Genomic DNA, 14304 nt, shown 5'->3' with positions numbered 1-14304 from the left:
TAAAGATAAGAGATTTAACCTCTAAATAAGAAAAACCGATCTTTCATATTTTCAATTTCAGAATTTTTATTTGTAAGAATATAGTCGATAGCTTCAGTAGTAAAATTTTTACCCTTATTTGTTAAGGAGACAATATCATTATCTATGGTAATCATGTTATTTTTTAGAGCTAGATCCAAAACAGATTTTGATTGTACTTTCTGCCAATTAATATGTTCGTTTAAGTGTTTAACATGGCGTTCTTCTTCTTCTTTATGATTTCCTAAGTGAAGAAGAAATGTAAGTAGTGAAACCTCTATTCTTTGTTGTTTCTGTCTATATAGTACAGAGAATAAACCTTTATCAGGTGCAAATAGATACACAAATAGAAAAACCAATCCTAAAACCGTAGTCATCGACCCAGAGATAGAGGTGTCTAAGGCATGGGCCATCCAATATCCTCCAATGGCACTACTAACTCCAAAAAGTACAGAGAGTAAGAGCATTTTTTTGAGATCATTTGTTAGTAAATAAGCAGTAGCTGCTGGAGCGATCATTAGTGCGATCACCAAAATAGCACCAACAGCATCGAATGCACCAACTGTGGTGATCGAAGATATTGTCATTAATCCATAGTGCATTACAATAGGGGAGAGCCCCAATGCAGAAGCGAGACCAGCATCAAATGTACTGACTTTTAATTCTTTGAAAAAAGCAAAAAGCAAGCCTAATGTGATCAATAAAATACTACCGATAATCCATAAGGACTTGGGGCCTACATCGGCCCCTCCCAAAATTAATCGATCAAAAGGAGCAAAAGCTAATTCTCCTAATAATACGGCATCGATATCAAGGTGGACGTCGTTTGCATTTTGGGCAATAAGTATAATCCCTATACTGAACAAAGCAGGGAAAACCAGCCCAATTGCAGTGTCTTCTTTTACCAATCCTGTTTTCTGAATAAATTCTACTAATATTACTGTAATCACTCCACTTGCGGCAGCAAGAATAATTAGTAATGGAGAAGATAAATCGTGAGTAATAAAAAAACCAATCACAATACCAGGTAAAATAGAATGGCTTATGGCATCAGTGATTAACGCCATTTTTCTTAACACAAGAAATGTACCGGGGATAGCACAGGCAATAGCCACAAGGCTAGCAATTAATTGTATTTCTATCTGCGCGCTACTCATTTTCTTCGGTAATTAATTGATCATATAGATTTGAAGCGGTGTTATATCCAGATTCGGTCATAGACCACATGTTTCCACTAATCTTTACGTAATCTTTGTCTTCCAGTTTTTGAAGAGATTTTCTGGTAAATCCTTGAAAATTATTCAAGATTTTGATTGCATGTGGGTGTGCAATATCTTCATGGGTCTTTGCGATATTATACATAAAAGATAAGGTTTTATGTAATTGAAGATCATTTCTGTTTTTGCGGAAACGTATTTCTCTGAATAATAATCCTCGCCCAGGTGAAAATATAAATGAGACTAATACAAATACCCCAGCAACTAATACGATTACGGGTCCGGTAGATAGATTATTATGGCTGGCACTAATTGCGGTTCCCAGTACTCCAGAAAATGCACCAAATATAGCTGCCAAAATAACCATTACAGATAAATTGTTTGTCCATTGTCTAGCTGCGGCAGCTGGAGCTAAAAGCATGGCGCTCATTAATACAACGCCTACAGTTTGTAAACCTAGAACAATGGCTATCACAATAAAAGTAGTAATAAGAATATCCAAAAACTTAGTGTTAAAACCTAGTGTTTTTGTGTAATCAGCATCAAACAATAATAATTTAAGTTCTTTCCAGAATAATAATAAAATGACTAAACTAATTGCTGTAACAATTACCATTAACCATACATCGCTTTCTAGAAGTGTTGCTGCCTGACCAAAAAGGTAACTCTCTAGACCTGCTTGATTGGCATTCGGCATTTTTTGGATATATGTGAGCAATAACATACCAAATCCAAAAAATAAAGATAAGATTAGGCCTAAAGCAGTATCAGATTTAAGATGTGTCTTACTTGTTATTCCTCTAATCCAAAAAGTTCCTATGAGACCACTAATTAATGCTCCAAGTAAGAATATTGAACTATTTTTAGTACCCATAATTAAAAAAGCAATAGCAATACCAGGTAAGGCAGCATGAGAAATAGCATCACCCAATAAACTTTGTTTTCTTAATACGGCAAAACTACCTAACATTCCGCAGATTGCACCAAGCACAGCCGTACCTAACGTTATTGTTCGTAACGTATAATCTGTAAAAACAAGTTCGATATATTGTTGTATATCCATAGAGTTATTTAGTCATTAGAGGGTAGGAATTAGTTCTTATTTTTGTTTTTAAGATGTTTTTGTAAACTAGTAATCATTTTTGATAATTCTGCTAGCCTTAGTCTAGTCGTCTTATTTTCGTTTTCGGATATATATATCTTCTTCTATTTGCAATTGTAGAACAGACTACACATTCCCGAACTGAATTTATTGCTATCTGTAAATACCTATTAAATTGAGCATCCGTATTTCCTGAGCCTTCAGCAATATTTAAAGCTACAGAATTTGCCGCACGGATATATTGAGATGATAGTCCATAAGTTTCAACACTTGGAAATTTTTCACAAGTATTATAAACCAAGTCAACAAAGTTAAGTGCTTTTTGGTATACTATTAAATCTTCAAAATTGAATTTTACTTCTTCCATAAACTACCCTCTATTTGCTAAAAACTATTCATCTACCCTTGAACACTAACTTTGTAGTTAATTCCGTATGTCTTGGTTAAGTTATCATCATTAAAAATATCTTTCACTGGCCCGGTAGCAATTTTCTTTACATTGAGAAAAGTAACCCAATCAAAATATTCTGGTACAGTTTGAAGGTCGTGATGCACAACAATAACCGTTTTTCCTGCTTTTCTAAGTTCTTTTAGAATATTGATAATAGCTTTTTCGGTTGTGGCATCCACACCTTGAAAAGGTTCATCCATAAAATAAATCGCTGCATTTTGAACTAAAGCTCTTGCTAGGAAGATACGCTGTTGCTGCCCTCCAGAAAGTTGACTGATCTGTCTGTTTTTAAAAGAAAGCATTCCTACTTTTTCTAACGCTTCCAAAGCAGCTTTTTTTTCTTTTTGTCCAGGTCTCTTAATCCAGCCAAGACTGCCATAAGTCCCCATCATAACCACATCCAGGGCAGTGGTAGGAAAATCCCAATCAACACTTCCTTTTTGCGGTACATAGGCAACTAGAGATCGTTGTTTTTTATAAGATTTCCCATAGATTTGAATGCTTCCCGCAATTGGTTTAATGATATCTAAAATCGATTTGATCAAGGTAGATTTACCTGCTCCGTTTGGCCCTACAATTGCCATTAATACTCCTTCAGGTATTGCTAGGTCAATATCCCATAATACAGGTTTGTAATTATAAGCTACGGTGAGGTCATCTATTTGAACTGCAATTTTATTTTCCATTATTGTAGTGCATTTACAATAGTATTTACGTTATATTCAAACATACCAATATATGTTCCTTCTTTGGTTTCTAGATTACCAAGAGCATCCGAGAATAATGTTCCTCCTATGCTTACTTCATGATTCTTTGATTTTACAGCCGCTTGCAGAGCTTCAATAGTTCGTTTGGGAACAGAAGTTTCTACAAAAATAGCTTTCACCTCTTTCTCAATAATAAAACTAGCTAATTTCTGAACATCCTGCACTCCAGCTTCTGTGGCAGTAGATAGACCTTGAAGCCCAACGACATTAAAATCATATGCTTTTCCGAAGTAGCTGAAGGCATCATGTGCGGTTACCAAAATTCTTTTTTCTTTAGGTAGAGTAGTTATTTTTTCCTTTAACCTAGTTTCAAGTGTATCTAATTCTGTTAAATATGTATTTCCATTAGTTTCAAAAGCCTTTGCGTTTTTTGGATCTATCTCTTTAAGTTTGTTAATGACAAACATGGTAATGATTTTCCAATTTCCGACACTAAACCATATATGGGGGTCATAATTTGATGCAAAATAATCAGAACCGATTAATGTATTTTTATCCAGACTTTCTCCAATAGCTATGGTTTTATTATTCTGATGCTGCATTTTCTCGAAGACTTCTACTAATTTTCCTTCCAAGTGCAAGCCATTATAAAAAATTACATCGGCGTTAACTAATTTGCTGACATCACCTTCGCTAGCTTTATATAAGTGAGGATCAACACCACTGCCCATTAAACCATTAACTTCTATTAGGTCTCCTCCGATATTTTTAACCAAATCTGTAATCATAGAAGTAGTGGTAACCACTTTAAGTTTTTCATTTTCATTTTTAACTTCTTTTTTACATGAAAATGAGAGTGAACAAATGACTAGTATCGATATTATTTTATTCATTTTATTTTTTGTTCTTTTTCAGTTTTACCTAATTACTCTCAATTCGAATACATCTTCTCAGTATCTTCATAAAAATCGGTAGTCATTTTAAAATCGAAAGTTGATTATTCTATCATACTTGTTTTAGTGTTTCTGGTAGTGCTTTTCCTTTGAGAAAATAACACTAAGCACAACTAAGAGTTAATAAAGGAAGTAAGATGATTCTATATAATTGCATTAGGTTTAGTAATTTTGCTATATTATTTTGACAAAACTAAAAAAGTTAGTTATGACTAACAAATTAAATTTGAATAATTTAACAAAAAGTGAAGAAGATTATTTAAAGGCTCTTTTTCAATTACTTATTGAAGATAGTTCTGTAAAGGTGGGAAATAACCAATTGGCAGATTATCTTAAAGTTTCACCAGCTTCTACGAATAATATGATTAAGAAGTTGAAAGCTAAAAACTATGTAGTAAGTGAAAAATATGGTAAGCTGGATTTAACAGAAGAAGGAAAGTCTATTGCTGTACGATTGATTCGTAAACATAGATTATGGGAAACTTTTTTATGCAATTACCTTAATTTTACATGGGATGAAGTACATGAAGTTGCAGAGCAATTAGAACATATTAAATCCAAAAAGTTGATTAACGAACTGGATCGCTTTATGGATTTTCCTGAAAAAGATCCACATGGAGAGATGATTCCAAATGCAGATGGAGAATATTCAATTTTACCTAAAATTACACTTTCTTCACTCTCTGATGGGGATGTTTGTCAATTAGTGGCAGTGGATGATGGATCTGTTAATTTTTTAAAATATGTATCTGAAATTGGACTGGCATTAAGTAGTGAAATTAAAGTTCTCGAAGTTCGTGAATTTGATAAGTCTATTCGCATACAGTTTGATAATACTATAGAAACCGTAACTAGAAAGTTTGCGGATAATGTATTCGTTAAGAAGGTTGTATAGTTTTTATAAATGTTAAAATAGAGTTAGGCTATAAGATAGTTAAAGAATAGCAGTTATCTTTGAGTATCACACAATCAATTTATGGAGCTTAATTTAAAAAGACCGATATGTTTTTTTGATCTTGAAACGACCGGTGTAAATATTTCTAAAGATCGAATTGTAGAAATTTCTATTCTAAAAGTATTTCCTAACGGTACTCAGGAGAGTAAAACCTGGCTGGTTAATCCTGAAATGCCAATACCTCCAGAGACTACTGCTGTGCATGGTATTGATGATGAGAAAATAGCTAATGAGCCTACTTTTAAACAATTAGCAAGTAAAGTTAGTGAAATGATTAAAGGTTGCGATTTGGGAGGGTTTAATTCTAATCGATTTGATATTCCGTTATTGGCAGAAGAATTGTTAAGAGCAGGTCTTGATTTTGATATGAAAAATGCAGTTGCGATTGATGTCCAGACTATTTATCATAAAATGGAAAAAAGAACACTTTCTGCAGCTTATAAATTCTATTGTGATAAGGATCTTACAGATGCACATTCTGCTGAAGCAGATACAATGGCGACCTATGAGGTATTAAAAGCTCAATTGGATAAATATCCTGAATTAGAAAATGATGCAAAGTTTTTAGCCGAATTTAGTTCTAGAAAACAATTTGCAGATTTCGCTGGTTTTATTGCATATGATGATGATAAGAAAGAGGTCTTTTCCTTCGGAAAGCATAAAGGGAAGCTTGTTGAACAAGTTATGGACGAAGAGCCTGGGTATTTTGGATGGATTCAGAATGCTGACTTCCCTTTGTATACAAAAAAGGTTCTTACAGCAGTGAGACTTCGTAAACTAAATAACAGCTTGAAATTATAATCATTTTTCCTATCATTTTTATTGAATTATGAAGCTTATTTGTATCGGTCGTAATTATACAGATCATATAGAAGAATTGGATAATGAGAAACCTAAAGACCCAGTGGTTTTTATAAAACCAGACACTTCAATTTTACTAAAAAAACAACCTTTTTTTATTCCTGATTTCTCTAATGATATACATCATGAGTTGGAAGTATTGGTAAAAATTAATAGAGTTGGTAAACATATTGATAGAAAATTTGCACATAAATATTATGATGAAATAGGATTAGGTATTGATTTTACTGCCAGAGATCTTCAGACAAAACTTAAAGAAAAAGGCTTGCCCTGGGAAAAAGCTAAAGCTTTTGATGGTGCTGCTGTTGTAGGAAAGTGGGTTTCTAAAGATAATTTTAAAGATGTAGATGATATCGATTTTCATTTGGAAAAAAATGGAGATACCGTCCAGAAAGGAAATACGATGTTTATGCTCTGGAAGATCAATGAATTGATAGAGTATGTTTCAAAATACTTTACTTTAAAGATAGGAGATGTTATATTTACAGGTACTCCAGCAGGTGTTGGGTCGGTAAAACCAGATGATGTTTTGACTGGTTATATAGGTGATGATCAGTTTTTTTCGATAAAAGTAAAATAGAAAATTATAAGCTTAAGTAAAGTGAACAACTTTAATTTTTTACTTATAATACCTGTAAAAGTCGTTTAGGACTCATATATGTAAAAAATCTTTTATCTACTTTAAAGGTTTCGTCCATAATAATAGTCGCGGGTAGAGAAAGGGGGTGGTTTTTTCTAGAAGCTAATAATATAGGAATGTCATGTATGGGACTTCTTGAAGTCAAATGATTTTTATTGGTAAAAATACTTCCTCCAAAAACGATAGTATCCTTGGTTTCGACATTCATTTTTACCACATAATATTCTTCGGATAATTTTTTCACAATATCAGGTTTGGTAAAAACTACCCGATCCATCTTTTTACAATATACGCACCAGTCAGCATAGAAACTGATAAGAACCTTTTTAGGTTTGATTTTTAAAGAATCTTCCAGTTGTTCAAAAGATATCCATTGAACTTTTTCTCTATTTTGAGCGTAGCCTGTCAAAGAAGATAAAATGACTAGAAAGATGGAGAGTGTAATTAATTTAGATTTCATATTTAGTGAAGTTTACCAAATTTAATCCCTATAAAAAAGGTTCTTGGAGCTCCAGGACCATAAATATAATCAGAATCTCGTAAAGGACCTATATCAAAATCATCCTGGTAGTTGTCGAAGATATTTTTTATTCCTCCACTAAAAGTCATTTGAAAATTTTCTGAAATATCGGTATGATATTCAAGTTTTACATTCACATCAAAAAAAGAATCACTGTCGACAAGGTCTAAAAAGCCAGATGGGCTTACTACTCGAGGAATTGTCATAGAACCTGTATACGTCCCAGTAAGGTCCATGTTAAAATGTTCTCCAGGTATCCATGATGTATTAAAGTATCCATAAGAATTAGGGTTTCTAACAAATTCATCAACACTTACATCAGTTTCATTTGGTATCGTTCCATCAGTTTCAAAAAGTATTTGTGCTTCATCATATTCTGCCTTTTGTATCGTTCCTCCAATCTGAAATTGCCATTCTTTAGAAGGGGAGATCCCTATTTCTAAATTAGTTCCAAAAACATTGGCTCCAGACCCATTTCTAACCTCTTCTAAAATAGACCCATTTTCTAACACTGCACCAGTACTCACAAGTGTAAAAGGATCTTGTAAATCGGTATAAAAACCTTCAATCAAAATATCAGTTTGTACTTTGTTGAAGTTCTTACTATAGTTAAAAGAGGTGGTGTAGGCATTAGAGTACTCAGTATTTAAATCTTCTGATAGGATTACAAACTGAGGTTCACCGCCCACTGATGAAACGTGTAAATCTTCATTAAATGCTTGTGGTGTTCTAAATCCCCTGGCATATCCTCCTCTAAATTTTAAAGCCTCTGTTATATTATAAGAAAGGGTAAGACGCGGGCTTAATACTGTTTGTTCTATCGAAACCTCTCTAGATATACCACCAATGTTGTAATCTCCTTTAACATTAACATGGTCCAATCTTGTTCCTACAAGTGCTGTTAGATTGTCATTAGGTTTCCATTCATATTGTGCATAAGATCCAATGGTATTTACATTTTGATCAATTAACCTATCGTATCCTGGAATAATATCTTCGGTATCACTTAGGTTATATTCTGTGCCCACAGTAATAATATCTTCGTTTTTAAAATTATAAGTGTATTGTGCTCCGGATACTAAAGCTAAATCTTTTGTGGTACCATAAGAATTAAGCGCAAGAATACTATCCTGTTGAGTTCTTGAACCTCCTAAACCACCATAAAAGCTTCCTCTTTCTGTGTATTGTCCCGAAGTATATACTGAAAAATTGCTGTTGAGGTTTTTGTTTTGTAGATCATATGTTATTCCGCCTAAAAAAGTATCATGATCTAATTGTTCAGTAATATCTGTAAAGTGAGGGGCTAAGTCAAGTCGATCTCCACCTCTTCGAAATTCTTTTAAGGTCGTTAAGTCTAAAGAAATTTTACTACGTTCATTTGGTTTAAGGTATGTTTTAATGCCAAATGTAGTGTTTGATAATGTAGTTAATTCAGAAAATCCATCATCATTTGCATCAAACTCTTCGCGATCTCGCTTTAGTCCAAAAAGTGTTATTCCGCTCATAAGGTCATCACTCACTAAAGAAGAGTTAAAGTTAATTAGGCGATCAGGTACATCACCGTCTATCAAGCCAAAATAACTACCAATTTCCCATGTATTAAGTACAGGGTCTTTGGTGATAATATTAATAGTTCCTGCAATAGCGTTAGAACCATAAAGAGCAGAACCACCACTTCTTACTACTTCTATGCGTTCGACAATATTAGTAGGAATTTGTTCTAAACCATATACATTATTTAGTGCACTAAAAACAGCCCTGCTGTTGACCAAAACTTGAGTATAACTTCCATCCAACCCATTTAATCGTACTTGAGTAAAACCACAGTTTTGACAATTATTTTCTACTCTAACCCCAGGAGAGTAATTAAGCCCATCTGATAATGAGATAGATTGTGTGGCATTAAGTAATTGTGGATTTAGAACATTAACTACTACAGGTGCTTTTTTTCTATTCACTCGATTCCTGGTTGCGCTTATCACAATTTGATCCAGATTAAGTCTATCTTCTTCAAGTTCGATTTTTTTTATTGTAGACTCACCAGATATAATAGCAACTTCTTCTTTTGAAGTCTGAAACCCTAATAAACTTACCTTTACAGTGAAATTACCAGCAGGAATGTTTTTTACTTCATAAAAACCTTCTCCATTGGATGAGGATGATGTTCTAAAAGACGTATTGAATACTTCTATAGTTGCAAATGGTAATTGTTTGTTATTTGATGTAATAGAACCTTTTAAACTTCCAGTCTGAGATATAACAAAAGTTGATTGTAATAAAATAAAGAATACTAAGTAACGCTTCATGATAAAAAATTAGTCTCGGCAAATTTATAAAGTTAGCTTTAACTAACAAATATTTTAACTATTTTTATATTCATAAATTTCAGTATCCTAAAAACAGTATTAAAAATGCTATACCATGTTATATTGAGACCTGTTTTTTATGTGTAATTATTGAGTTTTATCTTATGAAAGGTTCGTAAAAATACTAATGATTATAAGGTGTAGTAATGATCAATCCCTACTTTGAAGTGAAAACAGCTAATGTTTTTTGTTTTATAATAGAAAATATGTGAATATTTCTATGTTTATAGGCTTAATTTTGAATGAATTATCGAGGGAGTAGTAAGAATATCCTTATAAATGTTTTAGATTAAAGACTGGAGGTATTATATTTACGGTACATCAGCTGGGATTGAACCTATAAAAACGGATATTATTTTAGCTAGATATACAAACAACCAACAATTTTTTCAATAAAAGTTATATAAATGAGCAAAGGATATAGTTTAAAAAATGTAGATGAATTATCAGGAGGTGATAATGAATTTATAGCTGTATTAGTACAGACATTTTTAGAAGAAATACCACCTGATCTCGATAGTATGGTTCAGGCAGTAAATTCTGATAATCCACAAATGGCATACCAATATGCTCATAAAATGAAACCTAACCTTCAGTTATTTGATATTGATCTTTTGGCTCAAATTAAACAAATTGAGGCATGGTCAAAAACAAATAAAGCAAAGGAAGAGATACTACCAATTTTAGAGCATATTGTTACTACAGTAAATGGTGCTATAGAAAATCTTAAAGCTGATTTTAGTTAATATATGTTTGCAGAAATTATTACTATAGGTGATGAAATTCTGATAGGTCAGATCATTGATTCTAATTCTGCGTTTATGGGAAAAGAATTGAATAAGATAGGTGTTGATGTACATCAGATCACATCGATTAGAGATGATCGACAACATATTCTTGATGCTCTTGATGAAGCAAGTAAGAGAGCAGATATAGTGTTGCTAACAGGAGGTCTTGGACCGACTAAAGATGATATTACTAAACATACTATTTGCGAATATTTTGATGATACTTTGGTACAGAATGATCAGGTGTTGGCTCATATTGAAAAGTTATTTGCAAAATATATCTCAACTCCAATTTCCGAGGTAAATAAGCAACAAGCTCTTGTTCCTAAAACTTCAACGGTCTTGATGAATCTTTTTGGGACAGCACCAGGAATGTGGTTAGAAAAAGAGAATAAAGTATTCATATCAATGCCTGGAGTACCATATGAAATGAAAGGCTTAATGAAGAATGAAGTACTGCCAAGACTACAAAAGAGATTTGACAGACCATACATTATACATAAAACTATACTTACATACGGTTTAGGAGAAAGTTCTATTGCAGAAAAAATTGAAGATTGGGAGAATGATTTACCCTCTTTTATTAAGTTAGCCTATCTACCTAATTTAGGTAATGTAAGACTTCGGCTTTCAGCTAGAGGAAATGATAAAAACCTTCTAGAAGATACAATAGAAAGCAAAGTACTGGCTTTACATGATATTATAGGTGATATTATTGTTGGCTATGAAGAAGATGAAACTATCGAAGTCAGAATAGGGAAGCTATTGGTTAAACAAAATAAAACACTTTCATTAGCAGAGAGTTGTACAGGTGGTAAAATAGCGCAATTATTTACAAGCAGAGGAGGAGCATCAGCTTATTTTCAAGGGGCAGTAGTTACTTATGCTACTCAATCCAAAGTTGATATATTAGGAGTGGATGAAGAAATTATAAAAAAATTCACGGTAACTAGTGCTGAAGTTGCAGAAGCAATGGCTTTATGTGTAAAAGAAAAGTTTAAATCAGATTATGCAATTGCAACTACAGGTAATGCAGGTCCAGAAAAAGGAGATGGAGATGTAGAAGTGGGTACAGTTTTTATTGCAATAGCGAGTCCAAATGGTGTTTTTTCAGAAAAATTTGTATTCAGTAATCTTAGGGATCGAACCATCGGAAAAGCTGTTAATAAATCATTTGAGCTTCTTCTGCGCGAATTGAGGTTAAATAAAGATTTAATCGCGAATGATTAATTGTTCTACCCATGCGATAGCATCGTCTAAAGTGTGAAAAATTTGAGTGGGTTTGTTTAAAAAAACTTGCTCTAATTCTGCAACCTCTTTATTGAGAAGATCATATGTTACTACTGCAAATCCCAATAAATTAGGAAATAAATCAGTAGATTTATAATGAGCTGTAGGTTCAAAAGAGTATGAATTAATCCTATTGGATATATATACAAAAGGTGTTTTGTTTCCATAGTGTTCTTTGCCTAGTTGAAATAATGCAGCAGCTTTCTCAAAATTAAGTATAATACCTTCTTTTATTTCTGTCACAACATAGTTTTTATAGAAATAGGCTGAGCCTATATCAAGCTCGTATTTTTTAATAAATTGTTTGTTGTTTTTTGTATACATTATATGATGTGGATATTATATCCTAAGATACAATAATAAATGGTAATGATTTAAAAACTAAGATACTGTGTTGTAATAAAAAAGCGAATCATGGTACCATGATTCGCTCTATAATTACTACTTAATTACCCCCATAATAAGTTGTAAGTTTTTACTATAAAAATTAACTACTATAAAAGTAATAGAATCCTTTTATTTGTGAAATAGGTAAAAACCCCTTTTTTTTCTTTTTTTATGTCTTAAAAGAAAAACTAAAAAAAGAAGAAAATTTTACTAAACTATTATTGGTGGTTCGCTAAATAATTCGTTAATTTGCACCCTGTTTTGAAATAATACCAAAATTAAGAAGAGATGTCAAGAGTTTGCGAGCTTACAGGTAAAAAAGCAATGGTAGGGAACAATGTTTCTCACGCGATGAATAAAACAAAACGTAAATTTAATGCGAATTTAATTAAAAAGCGTTTTTATATTCCAGAAGAAGATCGTTGGATAACACTTAAAGTGTCTACTGCTGCGTTAAAAAATATAAATAAGAACGGAATCTCTGCGGTTTTAAAAGAAGCTAGAGAAAAAGGTTTTTTTAATAAATAATCTTCTTTTTTAAAGATACTTATAATGGCAAAGAAAGGTAATAGAGTGCAAGTGATCTTAGAATGTACAGAGCATAAAGCTACGGGTAAACCAGGTACATCAAGATATATTACAACAAAGAACAAAAAGAACACTCCTGATAGAATAGAATTAAAGAAATTTAATCCTGTTTTAAAGAAAATGACTGTTCATAAAGAAATAAAATAATAAGAGATGGCAAAGAAATCGGTAGCATCGTTACAAACAGGATCAAAGAGATTAACGAAAGCCATAAAAATGGTAAAATCTCCAAAAACAGGAGCTTATACTTTTGTAGAATCAATAATGCCACCAGAGGCAGTTAGTGATTTTTTAAAGAAAAAGTAATCCCTTACAAGATATTTTAAAAAGAAGCCGTTTCAATTGTATTGAAATGGCTCTTTCTTTTTATATTTAAAGAATGTAACTAACTATTTTAGTTTTTTTAATTTTTAGCATATTGAATAGTACAGATGGGGCTTTTTAAAAATATATTTTCTTCAGAGAAAAAGGAAACACTTGATAAAGGATTAGAGAAATCTAAAACTAATTTTTTTTCTAAATTAAGTAAAGCAGTAGCAGGTAAATCCAAGGTTGATGACGATGTACTGGATGATTTAGAAGAAATATTAGTCACAAGTGATGTTGGTGTGAAAACCACCATTAAGATTATAGAACGTATAGAAAACCGTGTGTCAAAGGATAAATATCTGGGAACAGATGAATTAAATAAAATCCTTAGAGAAGAAATTGCGGGTTTACTTTCTGAAACTAATGTAGGAGAAGCGACCGATTTTGAGATTCCAAAGGATAAGAAACCCTATGTTTTAATGGTTGTTGGAGTAAATGGAGTTGGTAAAACCACTACAATAGGAAAATTAGCTTATCAGTTAAAGAATAAAGGGTTAAAAGTTGTATTAGGAGCGGCTGATACCTTTAGAGCGGCAGCTATCGATCAGTTACAAGTATGGGCAGATCGAGTAGATGTTCCTATAGTTAAGCAAGATATGGGGAGTGATCCGGCTTCTGTGGCTTTTGATACATTAGAATCGGGAGTAAATCAAGATGCAGATGTGATTATAATTGATACAGCAGGTAGATTACATAATAAAATCAATTTGATGAACGAGTTGACAAAAGTGAAACGAGTAATGCAAAAAGTGATAGGAGATGCTCCTCATGACGTATTATTGGTTTTAGATGGTTCTACTGGTCAAAATGCTTTTGAACAAGCAAAACAGTTTACAGCTGCTACAGAGGTAACTTCGTTAGCAGTTACCAAATTAGACGGAACAGCTAAAGGCGGAGTAGTGATTGGTATAAGTGATCAATTTCAAATTCCTGTTAAGTATATAGGTGTTGGAGAGGGTATTGAAGATCTTCAGGTATTTAATAAATATGAATTTGTAGATTCGTTCTTTAAATAAAAAAAAGAAACTGTTATAATATAGTTAAAAAGGCACCTTGATATAATTAAGGTGCCTTTTTTTATTGATTTTTATA

The 14304-nt window shown here is 32.5% G+C and carries 17 protein-coding genes; 9 read left to right on the top strand and 8 right to left on the bottom strand.

Translation table 11 applies throughout. The features are described 5' to 3' along the window. Positions 1 to 14: 14 nt before the first annotated feature. From PQF96_RS03245 to PQF96_RS03225, 5 genes are all read right to left on the bottom strand, one after another. Positions 15 to 1175 carry a metal ABC transporter permease gene (locus tag PQF96_RS03245; RefSeq protein WP_109437171.1) on the bottom strand — a complete coding sequence of 387 codons (1161 nt, stop codon included), beginning with the start codon at positions 1173 to 1175 and terminating at the stop codon, positions 15 to 17. Further along, complete coding sequence (locus PQF96_RS03240) at positions 1168 to 2298, bottom strand: metal ABC transporter permease (protein ID WP_109437170.1); 1131 nt, start codon at positions 2296 to 2298, stop codon at positions 1168 to 1170. The genes PQF96_RS03245 and PQF96_RS03240 overlap by 8 nt, the downstream gene beginning before the upstream one ends. 97 nt (positions 2299 to 2395) lie before the next feature. Then, the gene (locus PQF96_RS03235; RefSeq protein WP_271765073.1) at positions 2396 to 2704 is read right to left on the bottom strand and encodes a four helix bundle protein; all 309 of its coding nucleotides are present in this window, start codon (positions 2702 to 2704) and stop codon (positions 2396 to 2398) included. 32 nt (positions 2705 to 2736) lie between these two features. Further along, positions 2737 to 3474 carry a metal ABC transporter ATP-binding protein gene (locus PQF96_RS03230; protein ID WP_271765072.1) on the bottom strand — a complete coding sequence of 246 codons (738 nt, stop codon included), beginning with the start codon at positions 3472 to 3474 and terminating at the stop codon, positions 2737 to 2739. Beyond that, positions 3474 to 4388, bottom strand: a complete 915-nt coding sequence (locus PQF96_RS03225; RefSeq protein WP_271765071.1) for a metal ABC transporter solute-binding protein, Zn/Mn family — start codon at positions 4386 to 4388, stop codon at positions 3474 to 3476. Before PQF96_RS03225 ends, PQF96_RS03230 begins: the two co-directional genes overlap by 1 nt. 268 nt (positions 4389 to 4656) lie before the next feature. On the opposite strand from PQF96_RS03225, the gene PQF96_RS03220 reads away from it, so the two are divergent. The 3 genes from PQF96_RS03220 to PQF96_RS03210 all read left to right on the top strand — a co-directional run bounded on the left by PQF96_RS03220 (position 4657) and on the right by PQF96_RS03210 (position 6844). Beyond that, positions 4657 to 5343 (top strand): metal-dependent transcriptional regulator, encoded by a 687-nt coding sequence (locus PQF96_RS03220; RefSeq protein ID WP_109437166.1) that lies wholly within the window; start codon positions 4657 to 4659, stop codon positions 5341 to 5343. An 81-nt stretch (positions 5344 to 5424) separates the two neighbouring features. Continuing rightward, positions 5425 to 6204: a 3'-5' exonuclease gene (locus PQF96_RS03215; RefSeq protein ID WP_109437165.1), complete on the top strand. Its 780-nt coding sequence runs from the start codon at positions 5425 to 5427 to the stop codon at positions 6202 to 6204. Positions 6205 to 6232: 28 nt separating this feature from the next. Then, positions 6233 to 6844, top strand: coding sequence for a fumarylacetoacetate hydrolase family protein (locus PQF96_RS03210; protein ID WP_271765070.1), 612 nt, complete (start codon positions 6233 to 6235; stop codon positions 6842 to 6844). A 43-nt stretch (positions 6845 to 6887) separates the two neighbouring features. On the opposite strand, the gene PQF96_RS03205 is transcribed toward PQF96_RS03210, so the two are convergent. Together PQF96_RS03205 and PQF96_RS03200 are read right to left on the bottom strand one after the other, a co-directional pair. Next, positions 6888 to 7364 carry a thioredoxin family protein gene (locus PQF96_RS03205; protein ID WP_271765069.1) on the bottom strand — a complete coding sequence of 159 codons (477 nt, stop codon included), beginning with the start codon at positions 7362 to 7364 and terminating at the stop codon, positions 6888 to 6890. Positions 7365 to 7366: 2 nt separating this feature from the next. Beyond that, the gene (locus PQF96_RS03200; RefSeq protein ID WP_271765068.1) at positions 7367 to 9730 is read right to left on the bottom strand and encodes a TonB-dependent receptor; all 2364 of its coding nucleotides are present in this window, start codon (positions 9728 to 9730) and stop codon (positions 7367 to 7369) included. Between the two features lie 467 nt (positions 9731 to 10197). Between PQF96_RS03200 and PQF96_RS03195 the strand changes: the two genes are divergently transcribed. Together PQF96_RS03195 and PQF96_RS03190 are read left to right on the top strand one after the other, a co-directional pair. Continuing rightward, positions 10198 to 10536 carry an Hpt domain-containing protein gene (locus PQF96_RS03195; protein ID WP_109437161.1) on the top strand — a complete coding sequence of 113 codons (339 nt, stop codon included), beginning with the start codon at positions 10198 to 10200 and terminating at the stop codon, positions 10534 to 10536. 3 nt (positions 10537 to 10539) lie between these two features. Further along, positions 10540 to 11808, top strand: a complete 1269-nt coding sequence (locus PQF96_RS03190) for a CinA family nicotinamide mononucleotide deamidase-related protein (protein WP_143915482.1) — start codon at positions 10540 to 10542, stop codon at positions 11806 to 11808. Here the strand turns inward: PQF96_RS03190 and PQF96_RS03185 are convergent. Then, a complete protein-coding gene (locus PQF96_RS03185; protein ID WP_143915483.1) occupies positions 11791 to 12111 on the bottom strand; it encodes a hypothetical protein in 321 nt (106 codons plus the stop codon). The genes PQF96_RS03190 and PQF96_RS03185 overlap by 18 nt on opposite strands. 432 nt (positions 12112 to 12543) lie before the next feature. On the opposite strand from PQF96_RS03185, the gene rpmB reads away from it, so the two are divergent. From rpmB to ftsY, 4 genes are all read left to right on the top strand, one after another. Next, a complete protein-coding gene (rpmB, locus tag PQF96_RS03180) occupies positions 12544 to 12783 on the top strand; it encodes a 50S ribosomal protein L28 (RefSeq protein ID WP_109437158.1) in 240 nt (79 codons plus the stop codon). Positions 12784 to 12807: 24 nt separating this feature from the next. Beyond that, positions 12808 to 12990: a 50S ribosomal protein L33 gene (rpmG, locus tag PQF96_RS03175; RefSeq protein ID WP_109437157.1), complete on the top strand. Its 183-nt coding sequence runs from the start codon at positions 12808 to 12810 to the stop codon at positions 12988 to 12990. Positions 12991 to 12996: 6 nt separating this feature from the next. Next, positions 12997 to 13149 (top strand): DUF4295 domain-containing protein, encoded by a 153-nt coding sequence (locus PQF96_RS03170; RefSeq protein ID WP_081748330.1) that lies wholly within the window; start codon positions 12997 to 12999, stop codon positions 13147 to 13149. A gap of 125 nt (positions 13150 to 13274) precedes the next feature. Beyond that, positions 13275 to 14228: a signal recognition particle-docking protein FtsY gene (ftsY, locus tag PQF96_RS03165; RefSeq protein ID WP_143915484.1), complete on the top strand. Its 954-nt coding sequence runs from the start codon at positions 13275 to 13277 to the stop codon at positions 14226 to 14228. Positions 14229 to 14304 lie beyond the last annotated feature (76 nt).

It is taken from the genome of Aquimarina algiphila, assembly GCF_947494415.1.
GTDB lineage: Bacteria > Bacteroidota > Bacteroidia > Flavobacteriales > Flavobacteriaceae > Aquimarina > Aquimarina algiphila.
This window is presented reverse-complemented; position numbering and strand designations above follow the sequence as displayed.